The sequence below is a fragment of the Kribbella jiaozuonensis genome, from assembly GCF_005233875.1.
Lineage (GTDB): Bacteria > Actinomycetota > Actinomycetes > Propionibacteriales > Kribbellaceae > Kribbella > Kribbella jiaozuonensis.
Genome location: NZ_SZPZ01000001.1, coordinates 693,266 through 714,646, shown reverse-complemented (window position 1 = coordinate 714,646; position 21,381 = coordinate 693,266). Strand labels below are relative to the sequence as shown.

Below are 21,381 nucleotides of genomic sequence, written 5' to 3'. Positions count from 1 at the left end.
CAGTCAAGGGCTGCCACCAGGCCGATGAAACTGTAGATTCATCCAGGGAGGTCACCATGTTGCTTTCGGAGCTGCTCGACGAGGAGCGCCTCGGGCTCCGCGTGCTGTACGCCGCGCCCGACGCGCAGGCACAGCCCATCGGCCGACTGGTCACGACCGACCTCCTCGACCCCGGCCGCTACCTCAGCGGCGGCGAGCTCGTGCTCAGCGGGCTGGTCTGGCACCGCAGTCCCGGCGACAGCGAGCGGTTCGTGCGATCGGTATCGAGGCGGGGTGCTCGAGCGCTGCTGGCCGGCGGCGACGTACCGAGCGATCTGGTCGAGGCCTGCCGGGCTCACGAACTCACCTTGATCGAGGTGCCGGCCGAGGTTGCGTTCACCGACATCACCGAGCACATCGTCGAGCGCGACTCGGGGAACGGTCACTCCCGCGCGTCGGCCAGCCTGGTACGCCAGCGCGACATGCTCGCCGCGATCGCCGCCGGCCGGAGCCTGGACGAGCTTGCCGATCGGGTGTCGGTTGCCTTCGGCCACATTTGCCGGGTGCTCACGCCGTCCGGTCGGCATGTGGTGCCGGGCCCTGCCGAGCTCGACCCCGCGACCGTTGACGCCGTCACCGCGGGCTTCCTCACGACCGACCGGTTGCCCGCGCCGATCGAGACCGAGTCGGGGACGTACAGCGTGTTCCCGGTCGGCTCGACGCTCGGCCAGCGGCTCACGACCTGGCTCGTGGTCGTCGACGGAGATCTCCGGACCTGGCCCCGCGACGAGGTCGACGCAGTCGGCGAGCTGTGCGCGATCGCGTCCCTCGATCGCTCGCGACGGGACGAAAGCCAGCGGGCGCTCCGGCCGATCGCCACCGAAGCAGTCGCCATGGTCGAGGCGGGGGCGTCGCAAAGCGAGGTACTGGCAGGTCTTCGGCAGACCGGTCTCGCCACTGATCAGCCGGTCGTCGTCGTGGTCGTAGAGATCTCGGGCAGCGGGCCGCCCGAGGGTGCGCCGGCGTTGCTCGAGGACATCGCGCTCACGGTGAGCCGGCCCGTGGTGGCTCGCACCGGCGACGGCCGCGCTGTGGCGCTCCTTCCGCATTCACCGGAGCTGCCTGATCTCGTGCGTACGGCGTGCGCCCGCTTCGCACCCGGCCTACTCGCGAGCACCACACTGTCCGTCGGCATCAGCGGACCGGCCGATATCTCCGGTCTCGCCGGGGCGTTGGAGGAGGCACGTTTCGCCCACCGCGTCGCCCACGTCGGCGGTACACCGGTCAGCGTCGTCAGCTCCGAGGACGTCACCTCACACGCACTACTACTCGCGGCGGTCCCCCACGACGTACGCCGTACCTATGCGACCCGCGTATTGGGCGCAGTCCTCGAACACGACCGCCGCACTCGGGGCGACCTGGTCGGGACGCTGTCGATCTTCCTGGAGACCGCCTGCTCATGGGCACGCACCGCCGATCAGCTCCATCTACACGTGAACTCCGTGCGCTACCGCATCGACAGAATCCAGGAGCTCACCGGCCGCGACCTCTCCCGCTTCCAGGACCGGGTAGACATGTACCTCGCCCTGAAATCACTCTGACGCTGGAGGATCCCACCAAATTCAGCTTTCTCCACTGTCAGCGGCGAGCTGACTGCAACACGTCGCCACGTTCCTGTCGTCGGCGCCGGACACAGCGGTACGCGGACAGCAGCCTGCCGCGAGGGCGTGGGAGTGTCGCGGTCCCCTCGGCTCGAGGTGTCTTGCGGGTGACACGGGCCTGGCATTCACTGCGAGCGCACGCGGGGGGCATCAAGTTCGCCAGTGGTAGCGGCGTTCGGGGCGGCCGGTGGTGCCGTAGCGGAGGGTTACTTGGGCTTGGCCTTGGGTGCAGAGGAATTCCAGGTAGCGGCGGGCGCTGACGCGGGAGATGCCGACCTTCTCGGCGCATTCGGCGGCGGACAGGTTCTCGGGGGTGGTGCGGAGGGCGGCGGTGACCAGGTCGGTGGTCTCTTGGCTGAGGCCTTTGGGGAGGCGGTTGACCGATGGGCGGGCGGGGGCGAGGACGCGGTCGACGTCGGCTTGGGAGGTGACCTGGTCGGGCACGCTGGCGCGGCGGCGGGCGTACTCCTGCAGTCGAGCGCGCAGATCCTCGAAACCGAAGGGTTTCAGCAAGTAGTTGACGACACCCTGGCGTACGGCGCCCCGCACCGCCTCGGCCTCCCGCGCCGCGGTGATCACGAGGATGTCGACATCAGGTTGTACGGCGCGCATCCGCCCGATCAGCTCGATGCCGAACACGTCAGGCAGATACAGATCAAGCAGCACCAAATCAGGACGAAGCGAGGACAGCGCCGAGACAGCCTGGTCGCCGGAGTTCGCCGTACCGATGACTTCGAAGCCGTCGACGCGGTCCACGAAGCCGCGGTGGATGCGGGCGACCATGAAGTCGTCGTCGACGACGAGGACCGTGATCATCGGGCTCCCTCGGGCGTGCGCTGGGCGGACATGCGGGCGACGAACGCCGCGCCGCCGTCGGCGTTGTTGGTGACGGCGACCTCGCCGCCGCGCCGGCGGCAGATCAGCCGGGTCATCGCGAGGCCGATCCCGCGTTCGCCCTCGGCCGCGGCCTTGGTGGTGAAGCCGTGCGCGAACACCTCCTGCGCCAGCTCGGGCGCCACGCCAGGACCGGAGTCGCGGACCACGATCTCCACACTGGTGGCGTCCTGTCGCAATTCGACCTCAACCCACGCGGGTGACAGCGGCGTACCGGACTGGGCCGCTGCGTCGATCGCGTTGTCGACGAGGTTGCCGACCACGGTCGCCACGTCGGCCGACAGCGCGGGGTCGAGCCGGAGCAGCGTCGTACGTTCGGATACCCGGAGCTCGACGCGGCGTTCGGCCGCGAGCGAGGACTTCGCCATCAGCAGGGCGGCGACCGCGGTGTCGTGGACCCGCCGGGTCACGGTCAGGTCGAGCGATTCACGATAGCGGTTGAGCGCGCCGACGTACGTGACGACCTCGTCGTACTCCCCGATCTGGATCAGGCCGGAGATCGTGTGCAACTGGTTCGCGAACTCATGCGTCTGCGCCCGCAGCAACTCGGCCGACGAACGGAACGACCCCAGCTCCCGCTCCAGCTGTGCCAGCTCGGTCCGGTCGCGCAGCGTGGTCACCGATCCGAGCGAACGCCCGTCCTTCAACACTTCCATCCGGTTCATCACCAGCACGCGCCCACGCCGTACGACGACCGCGTCGCGCGCCTCGTCCTCCCCGGCGAGCACCTCGCGCAACCGACCCTCGATCCCCAACTCCCTCAACGACCTCCCGACCGCGTTCGACGGCAGATCGAGCAGTCGCCGACCGACATCGTTCACCAGCGTGACCCGCAAATGGGGGTCCAAGGCAACGACTCCCTCGGCCAGCCCGTACAGCATCGCCTCCCGGTGCTCGGCGAGACCGGCGATCTCCCGCGGCTCAAGCCCGAGCGTCTGCCGCTTGATCCGGCGCGCCAGCAACCACGACCCGAGCAGCCCGAGCACACAGGCGATCCCGAGATAAATCGCCAGGTACGACGATGCCCCGCGCAACCGTTGCCAGATCGACGGAGCCTGCTCGCCGACCATCACCGTGCCGATGTGATCCCCGAGCGTTCCGTCCGGCCGACCGTTCGCATCCGTGCCCTGACTGAGCACCGGGACCTGCGAGACCAACTCCTTCCCATCCCCTAGCCGCAGCTCACCTGACCATCCCCGTCCCGAGGCCACCCACGGATCACCGAGCGCCAACGCGCTGCCGATCGTGGTGGGGTTCGTGGCCGCGATGATCCGGCCGTGCGCGTCGGCGACCGTGATCGAGGTGACGCCGGACTGCGTCAACGTTGTCTGGAGCAACGGCGCGAGCACCTCCGCGGGCGCGGGGTGCCGGATGCCGAACCGCAGCGTCTGATTCCCGGAGAGCTGCTCGGCCAGCGCGGTGACGCGACGACCCTCGACCCGGTTGAACGTGGCGGCAGACTGGGCGAGCGAGACTGCGGCGACGGCGACGAGAACAACCACGACGATCGCCAACTGCAGCACGAGCAGCTGCCCGGCCAAAGTCGGACGTCTTCCCAGCCTGACGGCCATATTCACCTCCCATAAGGTTCTGCCGCATGATCACCGCTGCGGCGCTCGAGTGCCACACTTCACCCAGGTTCCGCCCGTGACCACAATGAACTCAACTACCGCTGCGGCCACAACGCAGACGCCGCACCCGCTGGAGGTCCACGATCGTCGCCACCTGATCCCCATCGAAAAGGACACCGCCATGAGGCCGATGCTCTGGGTCACCACAGCAGTGCTCGCGCTGGCCAGCGTGACCGCCTGCGGCGCGACCGCGGACAAATCCGACACCAACGCCGACAGCGGCAAGCCTGCCACCGGCCTGCGGCTGATGGTGCCGAACGCGGCCGGCGGCGGGTACGACACCACCGCCCGGGTCGCCGCGAAGGTGATGGAGGACGCGAAGATCGCAACCGGCGTGCAGGTGTTCAACCTGCCTGGTGCCGGCGGTACTGTCGGCCTGCAGCGGACCGTGAACGAGAAGCGCAACGGCAAGCTCGCCATGCAGATGGGGCTCGGCGTGGTCGGCGCGACGTACACCTCGAAGTCGAAGGCGACGCTGACCCAGACCACGCCGCTGGCGAAGCTGGTGGAGGAGGCCGGTGCGATCGTCGTACCGAAGAACTCGCCGTACAAGACGATCGGCGATCTGGTCACGGCCTGGAAGGCGAACCCGAAGGGGCTGGCGGTCGGCGGCGGTTCGTCGCCGGGCGGACCGGACCACCTGCTGCCGATGCAGCTCGCGCAGACCGTCGGCATCAACCCGAAGGACGTCAACTTCGTCTCGTACGACGGCGGCGGCGAACTACTGCCAGCGCTGCTGGGGAGCAAGATCGCCTTCGGGGCCAGCGGATTCGGCGAGTTCCTCGACCAGGTCCAGAGCGGCCAGGTGCGCGTGCTCGCGGTGACGAGCGAGCAGCCGATCGAGGCGTTGAAGGACGTGCCGACGCTGAAGGGCTCCGGGATCGACCTGGTGTTCACCAACTGGCGTGGGATCGTCGCCCCGCCGGGGATCAGCGACACGGACAAGAAGGTCTGGATCGACGCGCTGACGAAGATGCACGAGTCCGCGCAGTGGAAGTCCGAGCTGGAGAAGCACGGCTGGACCGACGCGTTCGTGACCGGTGACGAGTTCGGCAAGTTCCTCACCGACCAGGACAAGGCGGTCGCCGACATCCTGGCCAAGCTGGGCCTGGCAGCATGACCGAGGCCGCGACCCGGCGGCCGGATCGAGCGCAGTACGGCGTGTGCGGGTTCCTGGCGGTGGTCGGCGTCCTGGTGATCGTCGACGCCGCCCGGCTCCAGCACATTGCCAACAGCAACGATCCGATCGGCCCGAAGCCGGTACCGATCGTCCTCGGCGTACTGCTGCTCGTCGTCGCCGTCCTGTACGCCGTCGACGTCGCCCGCGGCGGGACCGGTGAGGCCGAGGAAGGCGAGGACGTCGACGTGACGTCCGCCGTCGACTGGCGCACCGTGCTCACGCTGATCGCCGCGTTCGTGGTCAACCTGGCGCTGATCGAGCCGCTGGGCTGGGCGATCAGCGGGACCCTGCTGTTCTGGGGGTCCGCGTTCGCGCTCGGTAGCCGGCACCACATCCGGAACCTGTTCATCGCTGCCGCCCTGGCGCTGATCACGTTCTACGCGTTCGCGATCGGGCTCGGCGTCAACCTGCCGGCCGGCGTACTGCAAGGGATCTTGTGATGGAACTCCTGCAAGGATTCGCAGATGTCCTGACCCCGATCAATCTGCTGCTCGCATTGTTGGGTGTCACCGTCGGTACGGCGGTCGGCGTACTGCCCGGGATCGGCCCGGCGATGACCGTCGCGCTGCTGCTGCCGATCACGTACGGACTGGAGCCGGTGCAGGCGTTCATCATGTTCGCCGGCATCTTCTACGGCGGCATGTACGGCGGCTCGACCACGTCGATCCTGCTGAACACGCCAGGCGAGTCGTCATCGGTGGTGACGGCGATCGAGGGCAACAAGATGGCGCGTGCCGGACGGGCCGCGCAGGCCTTGGCGACCGCGGCGATCGGGTCGTTCGTGGCGGGGACGATCGGGACGTTGTTGCTGGTGCTGGTCGCGCCGCAGGTGGTGAAGTTCGCGATCAGCCTGGGTGCGCCGGACTACCTGGCGATCATGCTGCTCGCGTTCGCCGGTGCGACGTCGGTGCTCGGATCGTCCCGGATCCGCGGGTTCGCGGCGTTGCTGCTCGGCCTGGTGATCGGGCTGGTCGGGATCGACAAAGTTACCGGGCAGCAACGGCTGACTTTTGGAGTGCCACAGCTTGCCGATGGCATCGATGTCGTCGTGGTTGCCGTTGGCATCTTCGCGGTCGGCGAGGCGCTGTGGGTCGCCGCGCATCTGCGGCGGAACCCGGGCACAGTCATCCCGGTCGGTCGGCCGTGGATGGGGAAATCGGACTGGCGCCGCTCGTGGAAGCCGTGGCTGCGCGGGACGGCGTACGGGTTCCCGATCGGCGCACTGCCGGCGGGCGGGGCCGAGATCCCGACGTTCTTGTCGTACGCGACCGAGAAGAAGCTGTCCAAGCATCCGGAGGAGTTCGGGCACGGCGCGATCGAGGGCGTCGCCGGTCCGGAGGCGGCGAACAACGCTTCCGCTGCCGGGACGCTGGTGCCCATGCTCGCGCTCGGTCTGCCGACGAACGCGACCGCGGCGGTGATGCTGGCAGCGTTCACGTCGTACGGCATCCAGCCCGGGCCGCTGCTGTTCCAGCGCGAGCCGAGGCTGGTGTGGGCGCTGATCGCCAGCCTGTTCATCGGCAACCTCATGCTGCTGCTCCTCAACCTGCCGCTGGCGCCGGCCTGGGCAAAGCTGCTGCAGATCCCGCGGCCGTATCTGTACGCCGGGATCATCTTCTTCGCCTCGATGGGCGCGTACGCCGTGAACGCGCAGCCGCTCGACCTGTTGCTGCTTCTGCTGCTCGGGCTGCTTGGTTTCGGGATGCGCCGGTTCGGTCTGCCGGTGCTGCCGCTGATTATCGGCGTGATCCTCGGTCCGATCGCCGAACGGCAGGCCCGGATGGCCCTGCAGCTCTCGAACGGCAACGTCTCCGGGCTGATCGGCGGGCCGGTCGCGTACGTGATCTACGCGGTGATCCTGCTGATGATCGCCTGGCCGCTGATCGCCAAACTCCGCCGCAAAATCATGACGAAAGATGTCGTATATTCCGGCGGACAGTAGTGACATGACGGATTTGCAGCGCGCCTGGCTGGGTGTGATCTCCGCGGATCACACCCAGCGGGCGGTCGAGGGCGGTTTCATCCAGCTCAACCACGGCAAGCGGTACGGCGTCGCGCGGCTGCGGCAGGGCGATGGGTTCGTGATCTATTCGCCGACCGAGCACTACCGCGAGAAGCGGCCGCTCCGCGCGTTCACCGCGCTGGGTGTGGTCGTCGACGAGGCGCCGTACCAGGCCGAGCCGATGAGTATGGGCGAGCGCGGCATCGTGCAGCCGTGGCGCCGGCGGATCGAGTTCCTGCCCGTGCACCGGGCGGACGTGCATGAGGTGGAGCTTGAGCTCACCCGGCGGCCGAACTGGGGTTATCAGCTCCGGCGCGGCCTGGTCCCGCTCGAGCCGGACGATTTCGAGGCGCTTCGGGAGGCCATGTCAATTCCATGAGGTCGCGTTCGACGTACAGGTATGACGACGACATTCCGGCGGTTGCTGATCAACACGTTGGTGGCGAACGTGACGACCACCTTCCTGAGCTTCGGGTTCGCGTTCTGGGTGTACCTGGTGACGCACTCGGTGCTCGCGGCGTCGATCGTCTCCGGCGTCTCGATGCTGATCGGGGCGGCCAGCGGCACGATCTTCGGCGCGGTGGTCGACTCGCACCGCAAGAAGACCGCGATGGCGCTGTCCAGCTCGATCACCGGCGTCGCCTTCGTCCTCGCCGGGATTCTGTACGTCGTCGCGGGCCAGCGGCTGAGTGACTGGCATGGACCGTGGTTCTGGGCGTTCACCCTGCTGGTCCTCGTCGGCAGCACCGCCGGTCAACTGCGGAGTATCGCGCTGTCGACGGCGGTGACCCTGCTGGTGCCGGCCGATCGGCGCGACAAGGCGAACGGGCTCGTCGGGACCGTGAACGGTGTCGCGCACCTGGTCACCAGCGTCCTGAGCGGCCTGTCGGTCGGCTTCGTCGGCATGGGCGGCACGGTCGCGATCGCGGTCGTCTTCACCGCCGCCGTACTCGTTCATCTGCTGCTGGCGATCCACATCGACGAGCCGCGGCCGGCGCACCAGGAGCGGGCCCGGATCGATATCCGTGGCGCGTGGGAGACGATGCGCGCCGTACCGGGCCTTCTTCCGCTGGTTCTGTTCAGTACTTTCAACAACCTGATCATGGGTGTCTTCATGGCGCTGATGGACCCGTACGGGCTGAATCTGTTCTCGGTGCAGTCATGGGGTCTCGTGCTCGGCATCACCAGCATCGGCTTCATCGCCGGCGGTGCGCTGGTCGCGCGGTTCGGCCTCGGGCGTTCGCCGCTGCGGGTGCTACTGGTGGCGAATGTGGCGATCGCGATCGTCGGCATGGGTACGGCGGTACGCGAGTGGCAGTCGCTGCTGATCGTCGGGATGTTCGGGTTCATGCTGCTGGTGCCGATCGGGGAGGCGGCGGAGCAGACGATCCTGCAGCGGCTGGTGCCGTTCGAGAAGCAGGGGCGGATCTTCGGGTTCGCGCAGAGCATCGAGACTGCGTCTACTCCGGTTGCGGCGTTCGCGGTTGGTCCGGCGGCTCAGTTCCTGCTGATCCCGTACATGGAGTCGGCGTCGGGTCGGGAGACGTTCGGGTGGTTGCTCGGGGAAGGGCAGGCGCGTGGGATCGCGCTCGCGTTCGTCGCGGCGAGTCTGCTGATGCTGGTCGTCGTACTGCTGGCGTTCCTGAGCGCGGCGTACCGGCGGTTGAACGTCAGCTACGAGGATGGGCTGGTGCCCGCGTAGCCAGCGGGATGAAGACCTGGTCGACGATCTCGGTCAGAACTTCTGGGGAGACCGCGGTCGCGCCGTTGAGGGCGTACTCGTTGCGGAGCAGGTCGACGGCGACCGTGGCGACGCGTGGAGTGAGCGCCTGTTGGCCGACTTCGCCACGGCTCGCGGCGCGGGCCAGCACGGTCAGCCAGCGCGAGACGCCGGCGCGGGCGACCTGGTCGCGGAGTTCGCGCATCCGTTCGGGGTCGGACTGGATGTCGGCCAGGAGTTGGCGGAGGATGCGGCCGACCGGCGATGACATGCGGTCGTTGGCGCGGGTGAGGAGCGCGAGCGCATCGCCGCGGAGCGAGCCGGTGTCGGGGGTCGCGTCAGGACCGGTCGGGAGCATGTGCCGGTACGCCGCGATGCACAGCGCGGCCCGACTCGGCCAACGCCGGTAGATCACGTTCTTCGCGGTGCCGGCGCGGGCGGCGACACCGTCCATCGTCAGCTCGCGGTACCCGACCTCGGTCAGCTCCTCGACCGCCGCCTGCAGGATCGCCTCCTCCAGCGCCGCACCCCGCCGCCGTGTCGTCACGACACTCAGGGTATCTCATGACATTCGGCCTAATCGCGCCTCGGGTTCCGCTCTTAAGCTACTAGCAGTATCTTAAAGAGAAGGGTTCGAATCATGCGTAAACAGCTCGTGGGTCTGCTCTGGGACATCGGTCTACCGCTCGTCGTCTACTACGCCGGCCGCATCCTCGGGTACGACGTACTCCCAGCCCTCGCCGCGGCCGCGGGTGCCGCGCTGGTGCGGGTCGCCGTCATTGCCGTCGTACAGCGACGCTTGAACGGACTCGCTGCCTTTGTCGGCGGGACATTCGCCGTACTGCTCGTCATCTCGCTCCTGACCGGCGATCCCCGCATCCTGCTCGCGAAGGAGTCCGTGCTGTCCGGCGCGGCCGGGCTGTTACTGCTGGGCTCGGTCCTACTGGGCCGACCGCTCGTCTACTCCATCGCCCGAAAAGCCAACGCCGGCAAGCCCGAGCTCCTAGCCGAGTGGGACGACCGCTGGGACACCCAGCCGACGTTCCGCAAACACTTCACCACCCTGACCACAGTCTTCGGCGCCGTACTCCTGGCAGACGCGATCATCCGCCTGATCCTCGTCTACACCCTCCCCGTCAACACCATGGCCAACCTGTCCCCCGTCATGCACATAGCCGCCCTGGCAATCCTCATCAGCTGGTCCCTCTGGTACCGCAACCACCGCCAACGCGCCCTACAAACGACCTAGTCGGCGGTGAGGCGGAAGTAGGTGTCGGGCTTGCCGATTGTTACGGACTGCATGAGGCCAGTGTTGCGCTATAGGTTCGGAGTATGGCGGCCGTTGGTGATGAGGTTTCGGTGGAGGTTGCTCGCCGGCTTGCTCTGGGGGCGCAGGGGTTTGGGGTTGGGCGGCCTAAGCGGGTGGATGTGCGGAAGGCGATTCGGGCGGCCGGGGTGTTGCAGTTGGATTCGGTGAATGTGTTGACTCGGTCGCATTATCTGCCGGTGTTTGCGCGGGTGGGGAACTACCTGCGGGCGACGCTCGACAAGCTGGCGTGGGGATCCGACCGGGAGTTGTTCGAGTACTTCTGGGGGCACAAGGCGGCGCTGATCCCGCTGACGGCGTACCCGTTGATGCGGTGGCGGATGCGGGCGGCGGAGCGGCAGGTATGGGACGAGGAACTGAGCCCGGACGTCACCGCGCCGTGGTCGGTCGTGGCGGGGATGCGGCGGCTGAGCGCCGAGCGGCCCGGGTACGTCGACCAGGTCCTGCAGACGATCACCGAGAAGGGACCGCTGACCGCGGGCGAGGCGAGTCCGGACGGCGTACGGCGGAAGCGCACCGACCCGGACCCGGATCCGACCACCGGGCGGATGTGGAACTGGCAGGACGCGAAGATCGCGATCGAATTCCTGTTCTGCACGGGCCAGGTGACGATCGCCGGGCGGCGGCACTTCGAGCGGATCTACGACCTGACGGAGCGGGTCCTGCCGGCCGACGTACTGAATGCTCCTGAACCGACCGCGGACGAGGCGCGGCGTGAGCTGGTCAGGATCGCGGCGCGTGGTCTGGGCGTCGGGACCCTCAAGGAACTGTGCGGAGGCAGCGGTCAGGCGCACTTCCCGTTGCCTGCAGCAACAGGTCGCGAGGTGATCGGCGAGCTGGTCGAGTCAGGCGAGCTGATCCCGGTCCGCGTCGAGAGCGTCAAGCAGCAGAGCTACCGCTGGCACGAGGCAAAGGACCGCCCGATCGACACGCAGGCACTGCTCTCCCCCTTCGACCCGCTGATCTGGAACCGCGACCGCACCCACCACCTGTTCGACTTCTTCTACCGGATCAGCATCTACACCCCCGCACCCCAACGCGTGCACGGGTACTACGTTCTGCCGTTCCTGCTGGGCGACCGACTCGTCGCCCGCGTCGACCTCAAGGCCGACCGCCAGACCTCGACCCTCGTCGTCCCCACCCTCACAGCCGAGCCCGCCGCCCCCGACTTCATCGAACCGTTGGCCGCCGAGCTCCACCTGATGGCCGACTGGCTGTCGCTCGAGCACATCGCCGTCCCCGCTGCCGGACGACTCGCGGCTCAGTTGACCGACCGGATGCGCGTGACGAGTACGCCGGCCAGAACCGTGACCGCTGACGCCAAGAGGTAGAGCACCGGATAGCCGCCCAAGTGCTTGACGATAGGGGCCGCGATCGCCGGCGCGAGTACCTGCGGGAGTGAGTTCGCGATATTGATGACGCCGAGGTCCTTCGCCCGGTCGCGGGCGTTCGGCAACACCTGCGTGAGCAGGGCGAAGTCGACGGACAGATACACGCCGAAGCCCATGCCGAGGATGATCGCGCCGAGGATCGCGCCCGGCCACGTCGGCCAGAACGCCAGGACGACACCCGCCACGGCCATCACCCAGCCGGACGCGGTCACGAAAACCTTCCGGCGTTCGGACCGGTCCGACCAGCGGCCGAAGGTGATCGCGGTCGTCAGCACACACACGCTGTAGATCGCGGTCAGGATAAGTACGCCGGTGTCCGCATCGTCGACGCCGACCTCGTCCTGCAGGTAGTAGAAGAGGTACAGCGTGCCGAGCGCATTACCCACATTGAACAGAAACCGAGTCAGCCACGCCCACCCGAAGTCCGGGTACCGCCGCGGGCTGATCCAGAACCCACGAAGGAAGTCGCGCAGCACGAACGTAGGCCGCTCCACCAGCTGCACGTCATGACTGCGCAACAGATACGGCACCACCGACAACAACAGGAACGCGGCACAGGCGGCATACCCGAGCGCGTAGCTGTCGAAGGCGGCGGCAAGCGCAGTACCAACCAATGCGCCCAGCACCTGCGAGATCGCCACCCACCCGCCGACCCCGCCACGTTGGGCGACCGGGACGCGATCCGGTACGACGGCCGTCGCCGCGGCGAGCAGTGCGTTGCCGAACAGTTGCATCAGGCACCAACCGAGCAGCATCAACACGATCACGTGCGCACCGGCCAGGATGCCCAGCCCCACCGCGCCGCCGACCGCACCGGCCACCACCCACGGCACCCGCCGGCCGAAGCGTGACGTGGTCCGGTCCGAGATCGCGCCGAACGCCGGGTTCGCGAACACCGACACCGCCGCGCCGACCCCGGTCACCAGCCCGAACACGAACTCCTTGTTGTCCGGAGCAACCGACTCCGACTGCTTTGCGAGCAGCACCTGGATCGGCCCGAGCCAGGCCGCGAACACCCCGACGTTGGCGAGTACGACGGCCGCCGTCCACCCCGGCCGGACCCGGACGGTCGGCTCCGCCAGCGCGGACGGCACCACCCCCGGCTCGGGAATCATGCCCGGCTCGACGCGATCACATCACGCAGCCAGTGGTACGACGCTTTCGGCGTACGCTCCTGCGTCTCGAAGTCGACGTGCACCAGCCCGAACCGCTGCGAGTACCCGGCGGCCCATTCGAAGTTGTCGAGCAGCGACCAGTGGAAGTACCCGCGGACGTCGATCCCATCGTCGATCGCGCCCTTCAGCGCACGGAGGTACCCGTCCAGGTACGAGATGCGGCGCTGGTCGTCCAGGCCGTCGAACGAGCAACCGTTCTCGGTGATGTAGATCGGCGGCAGCCGGTCGCCGTACCGCTCCTGGAAGATCCGCAGGATCTCACCGAACGCCTCCGGCACCACCGGCCAACCGAAATCGGTCGTCGGATAACCGGTCAGCGTCCGAGGCTCGAAGGGCAGGCCCGGCGGCAACAGAACCCCGTCCGTCGCCGCGGTGTCGGCCTCGCCGGTGGCGGCGCCGACCGAGACCGGCGCGTAGTGGTTGATGCCGAAGAAGTCGAGCGGCGTCGAGATGATCGCGAGGTCGTCGGCCACCGGGCCGGGCATCGCGTCACCCATGCCGTTCGGATACTCGCCGAGCAGGATGGGATCGGCGAACAGCCAGTTGATCAGGTTGTCGTACAGCGCGGCCGCTTCCTTGTCCTCCGCGCTGTCACTGGCCGGCCAGGTCGGCGCGTGGTTGCTCGCGATACCGATCTGAGTAGCACCAGCGGCCCGAAGCGCCTGTACTGCGCGGCCGTGCGCAAGCAGCTGATGATGCGCGACCGGAAGAGCGTCGAACAACAGCTGCTTCCCCGGAGCGTGCGCGCCGAGCGAGTAGCCCATCAGCGTGAGCACGACCGGCTCGTTGATCGTCATCCACATCGGCACCCGGTCGGCGAAACGCGCGCCGAGGAGCCCGGCGTACTCCGCGAAGCGATCGGTGATGTCGCGGGAGAGCCAGCCGCCGGCGTCCTCGAGCGCTTGCGGCGTATCCCAGTGAAACAGCGTCGGCGCCGGCTGGATCCCGGCGCCGAGCAGGGTGTCGATCAGCCGGTCGTAGAAGTCCAGGCCGGCCGCGTTCCCCGGCCCGCTCCCCGACGGCTGGATCCGCGGCCAGGAGAACGAGAACCGGTACGTGTCCACCCCGAGCTCCCGCATCAGCGCGACGTCCTCGGCGTACCGGTGGTAGTGGTCGCACGCGACTGCGCCGGTGTCGCCGTTGAGGATCTTCCCGGGCTCGGCGCAAAACGTGTCCCAGGTGGAGGGACCGCGGCCGTCCTCGGCCACGGCACCCTCGATCTGGTACGCCGACGTCGAGACCCCCCACTTGAACCCGGGCGGAAACACAAACTCAGCTGTCATTCGCATCATCCTCATCGGGCTTGGAGTCCTGCGGCCGCGGCGGCTCGACCTTGTGCACGATGACGGCCGTGCCGTACGCCGCGACCTCGCTCATCGTCTGCGCGATCTCGTTGCAGTCGAACCGCATCGCGAGGATCGCGTTCGCACCCATCTGCTGCGCCATCTGGCACATCCGCATCACCGCGACGTGTCGCGACTCCGCCAGCATCTGGGTGTACTCCGGAACCTCGCCGCCGCCCAGCGACCGGAAGCTCGCGGTGAAGTTCGACCCGAAGTCGCGGCTCCGCACGGTCAGCCCGAACACCTCGCCGAACACCTTGTCCGCGGTGTACCCGGGCAGGTCGTTCATCGTCGAGACCAGCACCGGGTACGGCGAACCCTGCGGCGCGACATGCGGCGCGCTCTGCTGGGCCGGCTGATAGTTGCCCGGCGCCTGACCGTACCCGGGCTGCTGCCCGTACCCCTGCGGCGGCGGCCCCTGCTGGTATCCCGGCGGCGGGCCCTGGTACCCCGGCGGCGGGCCTTGCTGGTAACCACCCTGCGGCGGGAACGGCTGGTTCGGAGGAAAGTTCTGGTTCATGCCCTCATCCTGGCATCACCATCTGAACACCTGGAACTCATACAACGAATACCCGTACGACGTCGCCCGCTGCGTCCCGGTCACGCGCACATACCGCGCGGGAGTGGCCGCGAACCTGACCACGTCTTCCCCGCCGTTCCCGGTCGTCGTCGCGTACACCTGCTGCCAGGTCGCCCCGTCCCGCGACACCTCGACCTTGTACGACTTCCCGTACGCCGCCTCCCAGTCGAGCACCACCCGGCGTACCGTCTGCTCGTTGCCGAGGTCAACCTTCAGCCACTGCGGGTCCGACCAGTCGCTGGCCCACCGGGTGTCCGGCTTCCCGTCGACAGCCTGCGCCGGCGGCGAGTTGAACCACCCGGTCTCGTAACTGCTCGCCGTTGCCGTCTTCCCTACGGCCAGGTTGGCGACATCGTCACCCCGCCGCGCCGGGAACTCGACCACCTGCTGGTACGTCGGCCGGTTGACCCACGCGATCCGGTCCTGCGTGATGCCGCCCATCGGCTGATGCGCGATCTGATCCGCGCAGAACTGGTCGCCGGCGGCACAGTCCGCGGTCGCCGGGTAGGTCTGGGCGGCCGGCACCTTGGTTGCTGCCAGCAACGTGTCGGTCAGCACCGATCGGCATCCGGCCAGGGACCCGCTGCCGCAGTACGTCACCGGCTGGGATGCCTTCACCGGATCGCCGAGGACCTTCCGCAGATCACGTTGCACGAAGCCCCACCAGCCGCTCTGGAACGACGAACCCTGCGCGCTCGGACGCTCGTCGATCTTCAGGTTGGCGACCATTGCGTTGTAGAGGTCCGGTCCGAGGTCCTTGAACTCGGCCGGGACGAGCAGCGGCCACCAGGCGTCGAGGATGCGGATCGCGTCGGCGTTGTCATACGTGCGCGACGACGCGCTCAGGGTCTTGCGGTGCGCGCCGGCCTGTTGCCAGGCGGTCAGCTTCGCGACGGCGTCGGCGACGGCCGGGTCGGTGATCGGCGCCGACTTCAGGACTCTGAGCAGGTAGGGCAGGACCTGGTCGCCGCGAAGGTCGACCGTGGCCGCGTCCTCCATCGCCTCGACCAGCTTGCCGCGGGTGAACTTCTGCCCGCTGTTGATGACCGCCTTGATCCGGTCGTCGAGCGGCTGGCTGCGGTAAACGGCGTTGTAACCCCATTGCCCGTCCGACGCGGAGAACCCGGGCGCCTGCTTGTTGTTCCAGCTGGTCAGGTAGTCCTGGTTCACGACCTGCGGGTGCTGCGCGGGCGGGGTGTAGGTCGCACGGTTCGTGTCCGGGTTCCAGCCCTGCCACTCGTACGAACTCCAGGTCGGCAGGTTCGGGTCGGCGCCGGCTGCGCGGACCGGGTTGTCGCCGGAGTTGAAGTACGCGATCGAGTCCTTGTCGGTGTAGAACCAGTTGAACGTGTATCCGATGTTCGCCGCGGCTTTCTGGAAGTCCGCGGCCGAGTGGATCCGGTCCGGATCGTTGAACTGCATGAACCCGAGCGCCGATCCGGCCTCGTTGCCGTACGTCGACCGGTTCTTGGTGAACAACACCGGCTTCCCGCCGACGGTCCCGCGGTGCGTGACGATGCCGTACTTGGTGCGCAAGGCAACCAACGTGTACGACCCGGCCGGTTCGGACGAGCCGAGGCTGGAGTACCAGGCGTTGTGCCGCTCGAGCCGCTCGATCGGAACACATTGCCCGCGGAACTCGTAGTACTGCGAGTTCTTGGTCGGCGTCCCGCCGTTCGGCTCACACAGCGGTACGGCGAACGTATCGGTGATGTCCTGCCCGGCGGATGTGGCGCTCCACGAGTAGTCGGGGCCGCGGCCGATCAGCGTGTAGAAGTTGAGGCCGGCGAACGCGATGCCGCGCGAGCTGACGCCCGGGCCTTGCAGCTCCTGGCGCATCAGCAGCTGCGGCGCGAAGTACCCGGTCTGCGGGCCGTAGACCGCGATCGGGTTGCCGCTCTGGGTGTGCGCGCCGGAGACGAGCAGGGCGTTCGACATCCCCTTCTTGCCGAAGCCCTCCGGGAACAGGCCGTCGTCGAAGATCCCCTTCAACGAGTCCGAGCCCTTCGGCGCGGGCTTGGCGGCCGCTGTCTTGTTCGCCGTCTGGTCGATGACCTCGGGCTCGGCGGTGACGGAGCCACGATCCGGCATCGCGCGGCCGGCCGGGTTCGGACCGGTCGTCCCGTACGGGAAGGAGGTGCCGTTGTGCACCGTCGTACTGGCTTCCGGGTCGTTCTGGGAGCGGAACGATTCCCACACTTTGGTGCCCTGGGCAACGCCGTACTTCGCTTGTGCTTCGAGCAATGCGAGTGCTGACGTGACCTCTGCGCCGCCGCCTGTGCCGAAGATGCCCGCGACGACCGCGGCGGTGGCGACGACGTCCGTGACCTTCCAGTGCGGAGTCGGCCACTGCAGGCCGAGGGCGACGTACTCGCCGGGGTAGGCGATGCCGACCGTGTCGATGTAGTGGTTGACGCCGTCGACCCAGGCCTGGATGTCCTGCTGCATCTTCACGCCGTCGGCGCCGTACAACTCGTCGGCATCGTCGAACTGCCGTTGCAGATCGGCTTCGGTGTACGGCGCTGTGCGCCAGAACTCCTGCTCGAACTCGCGGTTCGCCGCCGCGCCACCCGCGAACGGGGTCAACTGGCCGCGACCGAGGTGACGGAACACGTCCATCACGAACAGCCGGTCCTGAGCTCCGGCGTACCCGGCGCCGAACATCGTGCCGAGCCGCGTGGTGCCGGTGATGTGCGGGATCCCGCGCGACTTGTCCCGCACGATCGTGACGTCGCTGCGGGGGTGCGTCGTGCTCGCGATGTCGTCCGGCTTCACCCCGAACGACGAGTCGTCGTAGTACGGCGCGAGGCCGTCGTCGGTGATGCCCTGCGAGTTCCAGACCAGGTCCTGGTAGGGCTTGACCGTGTCGCTGAAATGCGCCGGTCTGACGCCTAACGCCTTGAAAGCAAGGAGATCCGTGAAGGTCGCGTTGCCGTTCTGACCCGGCGGCAGGATGTCGCGACATTGCTCGAGGCAATAATCTCCGGGCGTCGCGGCAACGGCTTGCGGGGTGGCCTGGGTCGGCGCCGGCAGGGCCGCCAGGACGGCGGTGACAGTGGCGGCGGCGATCGTGATGCGAAGGCGGGTTCGGAGTGCGGGGCGGGGCACGGTTCCCTCCTCAGGTCGGTGAAAGTGAGAATGACTCACCAGTAGCATCAGGTCAAGAACTCACGTCCAGACTCTCGCCAATTGCTGTCCGTGACCACTACGCTCTGCTTCACCATGACAATCCATGAGCGGTACCGATTGAGTGTGGTGATCAACGCCAAGGGGACCTACACCCCGCTCGGGGTGTCCAGGAGTTCCGACGGGGTGGCTGAGGCCGTCGCACAGGCTCTGCCCGAGTTCTTCGTGATGGACGAGCTCGGCGATCGCGCCAGCGAAGCCATCGCGCAGGTGACCGGCGCCCAGGCCGGCGCGGTCGTGCACTGCACCGCGGCCGGCATCACGCTCGCGGTCGCGGCGACGATGACCGGCGGCGACCCCCGGCGTACTGCGGCGTTGCCGGACGCAACCGACATGCACAACCGCGTCGTACTGCCCGCTTGCCAGGTGATCGACTACGGACACACCAACCTGCAGGGGATCCGGCTCGCCGGCGCGCAGGTCGACCTCGCCGGCGACGAGGACGGTTGCACGATCGCCGAGCTCGAGGATGAGCTCGACGGACCGGACGTCGCGTGCTTGATGCTGGTGGCATCCAGGCTGACCCGCGGCGAGCCGATCGACCTCGTCGCCGCGGTCCGTGCCGCGCACCGTCGCGGCGTACCGGCGATCGTCGACGCGGCCGCGCAGTTCCCGCGGATCGCGGACCTGCTCGCGAGCGGCGCGGACCTGGTGCTGGTGAGCGGGCAGAAGTACCTCGGCTCACCGACCGCCGGGCTCGTCGCCGGGAGCTGGCCGCTGGTCCAGGCGCTGCGGGCGCAGGAGAAGGGCATCGGCCGGGTGATGAAGCCGACGAAGGAAGCGATCGTCGGCGTACTCGCGGCGCTCGAGGAGTGGCAGGCGTTCGACCGGGTGAAGTGGGAGGCGGACGAGCTCGCGAAGGTCGATGCGTTCGTTGCCGCGGCCTCCCGGATTCCGGACGTGACCGCTGAGGCCGTCCAGGACCCGACTGGCCTCCAGGTGTCCCGGGTCCTGCTCAAGGTCGCCGACGCCAAACGCCTCGCGACCGAGCTCGAGGCCGGTACGCCGTCGATCTACGTGATGACCGATCGGATGGCCGAGGGCGAACTGATGCTCGAGCTGATCCCGCTCGACGACGAAGAGATCGCGACGATCCTCGCCCGGCTCTGGGCCGTCCTGACATGAGTCGGCCCTGATCCCCTTGTGGTGAAGGGAATCAGGGCCGAATTGCTCAGTGCTGGTACGACTTGTTGCCGTTGCTGCGGCGCGGACCACCGCTGCCGCCGCGGCCCTCGTAGCCACGCGGACGGCTGCTACCGAACCGCTTGCCACCCTTGCCGCCACCCTTGCCGAAGCGCTGCGGCTTCGGGGCCGGAAGCTTCACCGGGTACCCGGACGGCTTCGTGCCGCCGGTCAGCTCGGTGACGAGCTCGTCGCCCGGACGGGCCCGGACCGGCTCGGCCTTGACGCCGGCCGACTCGGCCATCCGGATCATCCCACGCCGCTGGTGCGGCAGCAGGAGGGTGACGACGGCGCCCTTGCCACCGGCACGCGCCGTACGACCGGCACGGTGCAGGTAGTCCTTGTGCTCCGCCGGCGGGTCAGCCTGGACGACCAGGCCGACGTCGTCGACGTGGATGCCGCGCGCGGCGACATCCGTTGCCACCAGCACCGGAACCGAACCGTCCTTGAACTGGTCCAGCGTCCGGTTCCGCATGCCCTGGGTCAGGCCGCCGTGCAACGCCGCGGCCATCACGCCACGGTCGCGCAGCTGGGTGGCGATGCGGTCGGCGCCCAGCTTGGTGCGGACGAACACGATGGTCCGGCCGTCGCGGCTGGCCAGCTCGGCCGTCAGCGACTGCTTGTGCGCCGGCTCGATCACCAGCAGGTGGTGCTCCATCGTGGTGACGGTGGCCTGGCCGGACTCGGTCGAGTGCGTGACCGGGTCCTTCAGGTACGTCTTCACGATCGTGTCGACGTCGTTGTCGAGCGTCGCGGAGAACAGCAGGCGCTGGCCCTCCGGCGGCGTCATGTCGAGCAGCGTGGTGACGGCGGGCATGAAGCCCATGTCGCACATGTGGTCGGCCTCGTCGAGCACCGCGATCTCCACGGCGCCGAGGTCGGCCGCACCCTGCTCGCACAGGTCGATCAGTCGGCCCGGGGTGGCGATCAGCAGGTCGACACCACGACGGAGCGCGTCGATCTGCTTCGGGTACGGAAGACCGCCGGCGATCAGCTTGAGCGACACGTTCATCACGTGCGCGAGCGGCTCGAGGGCGTCGTGCACCTGCATCGCGAGCTCGCGGGTCGGGACCAGGATCATCCCGCGCGGACGGCGCGACTCGGTGTGGCCGCCGGCGAGGCGCATCAGCGTCGGGAGACCGAAGCCGAGGGTCTTACCGGAACCGGTCTGACCGCGGCCGAGCACGTCCTTGCCGGCCAGCGCGTCCGGGATGGTCGCGGCCTGGATCGGGAACGGCGCGGTGATGCCGTCGCGGGCCAGTCGCTGCACCATCCGCGGCGCGATGCCGAGCGCGGCGAACTGGTTGTCATCGGCAACGGTGCCGAGGTCGACGACCGGCTCCTCGCGGCGGACGGGCTCCTCGCGGCGAGCCTCCTGCGAAGGACGCCGGACGAACGGCTTGTCGTCCCGCCGGTACGACGAACGGTCGTCGCGCCGGTACTGCGGACGCTCGCCCCGCGCGCGGTCGTCGCCGCCACGGAACGCAGGCTTGTCGTCACGCCGGTACTGCGGCCGGTCACCACGGTCGTTGCGGTCGTCGCGCGCGTACTGCGGCCGGTCACCACGGTCGTTGCGCGCGTACTGCGGCTTGTCGTCGCGGTTGTACTGCGGACGGTCGTCGCGGCTGCGGTTCTCGTAGCGCGGGCGCTCGTCGCGGTTGCGGTCGGTGCTGCGGTCATAGCTGCGCTGACCGCGGTCGGGACGAGCCGGCTCGGAGCGGTAGCCCTTGACCGGCTTGTTGTCCTCACGCGGCTTGTCAGCACGCGGCGCGTCGTACGACGCGTTCGCGGCGAGGCGCTCGCCGTACGACTGGTTCTGGTACTTCTTGTGTCGGGGCTTCTTGGCCCGCCCGTCAGCGGACTCGGAATCGTGCTGGTGGTGCTGGGTCACGCAAACTCTCTCTCGGATTCACGGACGAATGGCGCCGGATCGCAGCCGCAACGAAGCTCCGGTCACGAAATCATGACCGGACAACGTGCTCAGCAGGAGACGGGCATCGACCTGCGGGTGCTATCGCGTTGCACCCATGTCGCCGGATCTTCAGCGGATGCCGAAACCGACGGGTCGGAGCGCCTGGGAACATCTCTGGTGACGCGACGCGCGCACCGACACGAGAAAAGTATAACCGA

General features: G+C 68.3%; 17 protein-coding genes. 9 read left to right on the top strand and 8 right to left on the bottom strand.

Annotation, left to right across the window (positions count from 1 at the left end):
* The first annotated feature begins 56 nt into the window (after window positions 1-56).
* Window positions 57-1,580 carry a PucR family transcriptional regulator gene (locus FDA38_RS03440; protein ID WP_137252592.1) on the top strand — a complete coding sequence of 508 codons (1,524 nt, stop codon included), beginning with the start codon at window positions 57-59 and terminating at the stop codon, window positions 1,578-1,580.
* Between the two features lie 210 nt (window positions 1,581-1,790).
* On the opposite strand, the gene FDA38_RS03435 is transcribed toward FDA38_RS03440, so the two are convergent.
* Together FDA38_RS03435 and FDA38_RS03430 are read right to left on the bottom strand one after the other, a co-directional pair.
* Window positions 1,791-2,456, bottom strand: coding sequence for a response regulator (locus FDA38_RS03435; RefSeq protein ID WP_137252591.1), 666 nt, complete (start codon window positions 2,454-2,456; stop codon window positions 1,791-1,793).
* Window positions 2,453-4,105, bottom strand: coding sequence for a sensor histidine kinase (locus FDA38_RS03430; RefSeq protein WP_137252590.1), 1,653 nt, complete (start codon window positions 4,103-4,105; stop codon window positions 2,453-2,455). Before FDA38_RS03430 ends, FDA38_RS03435 begins: the two co-directional genes overlap by 4 nt.
* Before the next feature lie 181 nt (window positions 4,106-4,286).
* Here FDA38_RS03430 and FDA38_RS03425 point away from each other — a divergent pair, with 181 nt between their 5' ends.
* From FDA38_RS03425 to FDA38_RS03405, 5 genes are read left to right on the top strand one after another with little or no spacing between them, the layout of a single operon-like run.
* Window positions 4,287-5,285, top strand: a complete 999-nt coding sequence (locus tag FDA38_RS03425; RefSeq protein ID WP_137252589.1) for a Bug family tripartite tricarboxylate transporter substrate binding protein — start codon at window positions 4,287-4,289, stop codon at window positions 5,283-5,285.
* A complete protein-coding gene (locus FDA38_RS03420) occupies window positions 5,282-5,785 on the top strand; it encodes a tripartite tricarboxylate transporter TctB family protein (protein ID WP_137252588.1) in 504 nt (167 codons plus the stop codon). Before FDA38_RS03425 ends, FDA38_RS03420 begins: the two co-directional genes overlap by 4 nt.
* On the top strand, window positions 5,785-7,287 hold the full coding sequence (locus tag FDA38_RS03415; RefSeq protein WP_137252587.1) for a tripartite tricarboxylate transporter permease: 1,503 nt from the start codon (window positions 5,785-5,787) through the stop codon (window positions 7,285-7,287). The genes FDA38_RS03420 and FDA38_RS03415 overlap by 1 nt, the downstream gene beginning before the upstream one ends.
* A gap of 4 nt (window positions 7,288-7,291) precedes the next feature.
* Window positions 7,292-7,726 (top strand): EVE domain-containing protein, encoded by a 435-nt coding sequence (locus tag FDA38_RS03410; RefSeq protein ID WP_137252586.1) that lies wholly within the window; start codon window positions 7,292-7,294, stop codon window positions 7,724-7,726.
* A 21-nt stretch (window positions 7,727-7,747) separates the two neighbouring features.
* Window positions 7,748-9,049, top strand: a complete 1,302-nt coding sequence (locus FDA38_RS03405) for an MFS transporter (protein WP_137252585.1) — start codon at window positions 7,748-7,750, stop codon at window positions 9,047-9,049.
* On the opposite strand, the gene FDA38_RS03400 is transcribed toward FDA38_RS03405, so the two are convergent.
* Window positions 9,018-9,614, bottom strand: coding sequence for a TetR/AcrR family transcriptional regulator (locus FDA38_RS03400; protein WP_233714501.1), 597 nt, complete (start codon window positions 9,612-9,614; stop codon window positions 9,018-9,020). The two genes, FDA38_RS03405 and FDA38_RS03400, sit on opposite strands and share 32 nt — an antisense overlap.
* Before the next feature lie 93 nt (window positions 9,615-9,707).
* On the opposite strand from FDA38_RS03400, the gene FDA38_RS03395 reads away from it, so the two are divergent.
* On the top strand, window positions 9,708-10,316 hold the full coding sequence (locus tag FDA38_RS03395; RefSeq protein WP_137252583.1) for a VC0807 family protein: 609 nt from the start codon (window positions 9,708-9,710) through the stop codon (window positions 10,314-10,316).
* 83 nt (window positions 10,317-10,399) lie between these two features.
* Window positions 10,400-11,725 (top strand): winged helix-turn-helix domain-containing protein, encoded by a 1,326-nt coding sequence (locus FDA38_RS03390; protein ID WP_137252582.1) that lies wholly within the window; start codon window positions 10,400-10,402, stop codon window positions 11,723-11,725.
* On the opposite strand, the gene FDA38_RS03385 is transcribed toward FDA38_RS03390, so the two are convergent.
* The 4 genes from FDA38_RS03385 to FDA38_RS03370 are packed head-to-tail and all read right to left on the bottom strand — an operon-like array spanning window position 11,656 to window position 17,991.
* Window positions 11,656-12,900, bottom strand: a complete 1,245-nt coding sequence (locus FDA38_RS03385) for an MFS transporter (RefSeq protein ID WP_137252581.1) — start codon at window positions 12,898-12,900, stop codon at window positions 11,656-11,658. The two genes, FDA38_RS03390 and FDA38_RS03385, sit on opposite strands and share 70 nt — an antisense overlap.
* Window positions 12,897-14,243, bottom strand: coding sequence for a GH1 family beta-glucosidase (locus FDA38_RS03380; RefSeq protein WP_137252580.1), 1,347 nt, complete (start codon window positions 14,241-14,243; stop codon window positions 12,897-12,899). Before FDA38_RS03380 ends, FDA38_RS03385 begins: the two co-directional genes overlap by 4 nt.
* The gene (locus FDA38_RS03375; RefSeq protein WP_137252579.1) at window positions 14,233-14,823 is read right to left on the bottom strand and encodes a YbjQ family protein; all 591 of its coding nucleotides are present in this window, start codon (window positions 14,821-14,823) and stop codon (window positions 14,233-14,235) included. Before FDA38_RS03375 ends, FDA38_RS03380 begins: the two co-directional genes overlap by 11 nt.
* Window positions 14,824-14,838: 15 nt before the next feature.
* Window positions 14,839-17,991, bottom strand: a complete 3,153-nt coding sequence (locus FDA38_RS03370) for a penicillin acylase family protein (RefSeq protein WP_233714499.1) — start codon at window positions 17,989-17,991, stop codon at window positions 14,839-14,841.
* A 114-nt stretch (window positions 17,992-18,105) separates the two neighbouring features.
* Here FDA38_RS03370 and FDA38_RS03365 point away from each other — a divergent pair, with 114 nt between their 5' ends.
* A complete protein-coding gene (locus FDA38_RS03365; protein ID WP_137252577.1) occupies window positions 18,106-19,194 on the top strand; it encodes an aminotransferase class V-fold PLP-dependent enzyme in 1,089 nt (362 codons plus the stop codon).
* Between the two features lie 46 nt (window positions 19,195-19,240).
* Here the strand turns inward: FDA38_RS03365 and FDA38_RS03360 are convergent, their stop codons facing one another.
* The gene (locus FDA38_RS03360; RefSeq protein ID WP_137252576.1) at window positions 19,241-21,142 is read right to left on the bottom strand and encodes a DEAD/DEAH box helicase; all 1,902 of its coding nucleotides are present in this window, start codon (window positions 21,140-21,142) and stop codon (window positions 19,241-19,243) included.
* Window positions 21,143-21,381 lie beyond the last annotated feature (239 nt).

What these genes read in the sequence shown, in the direction of transcription:
- FDA38_RS03440 (WP_137252592.1), top strand. Translation starts at nt 57, where the DNA reads ATGTTGCTTTCGGAGCTGCTCGACGAGGAGCGCCTCGGGCTCCGCGTG.
- FDA38_RS03435 (WP_137252591.1), bottom strand. Translation starts at nt 2,456, where the DNA reads ATGATCACGGTCCTCGTCGTCGACGACGACTTCATGGTCGCCCGCATC.
- FDA38_RS03430 (WP_137252590.1), bottom strand. Translation starts at nt 4,105, where the DNA reads ATGGCCGTCAGGCTGGGAAGACGTCCGACTTTGGCCGGGCAGCTGCTC.
- FDA38_RS03425 (WP_137252589.1), top strand. Translation starts at nt 4,287, where the DNA reads ATGAGGCCGATGCTCTGGGTCACCACAGCAGTGCTCGCGCTGGCCAGC.
- FDA38_RS03420 (WP_137252588.1), top strand. Translation starts at nt 5,282, where the DNA reads ATGACCGAGGCCGCGACCCGGCGGCCGGATCGAGCGCAGTACGGCGTG.
- FDA38_RS03415 (WP_137252587.1), top strand. Translation starts at nt 5,785, where the DNA reads ATGGAACTCCTGCAAGGATTCGCAGATGTCCTGACCCCGATCAATCTG.
- FDA38_RS03410 (WP_137252586.1), top strand. Translation starts at nt 7,292, where the DNA reads ATGACGGATTTGCAGCGCGCCTGGCTGGGTGTGATCTCCGCGGATCAC.
- FDA38_RS03405 (WP_137252585.1), top strand. Translation starts at nt 7,748, where the DNA reads ATGACGACGACATTCCGGCGGTTGCTGATCAACACGTTGGTGGCGAAC.
- FDA38_RS03395 (WP_137252583.1), top strand. Translation starts at nt 9,708, where the DNA reads ATGCGTAAACAGCTCGTGGGTCTGCTCTGGGACATCGGTCTACCGCTC.
- FDA38_RS03390 (WP_137252582.1), top strand. Translation starts at nt 10,400, where the DNA reads ATGGCGGCCGTTGGTGATGAGGTTTCGGTGGAGGTTGCTCGCCGGCTT.
- FDA38_RS03385 (WP_137252581.1), bottom strand. Translation starts at nt 12,900, where the DNA reads ATGATTCCCGAGCCGGGGGTGGTGCCGTCCGCGCTGGCGGAGCCGACC.
- FDA38_RS03380 (WP_137252580.1), bottom strand. Translation starts at nt 14,243, where the DNA reads ATGACAGCTGAGTTTGTGTTTCCGCCCGGGTTCAAGTGGGGGGTCTCG.
- FDA38_RS03375 (WP_137252579.1), bottom strand. Translation starts at nt 14,823, where the DNA reads ATGAACCAGAACTTTCCTCCGAACCAGCCGTTCCCGCCGCAGGGTGGT.
- FDA38_RS03365 (WP_137252577.1), top strand. Translation starts at nt 18,106, where the DNA reads ATGACAATCCATGAGCGGTACCGATTGAGTGTGGTGATCAACGCCAAG.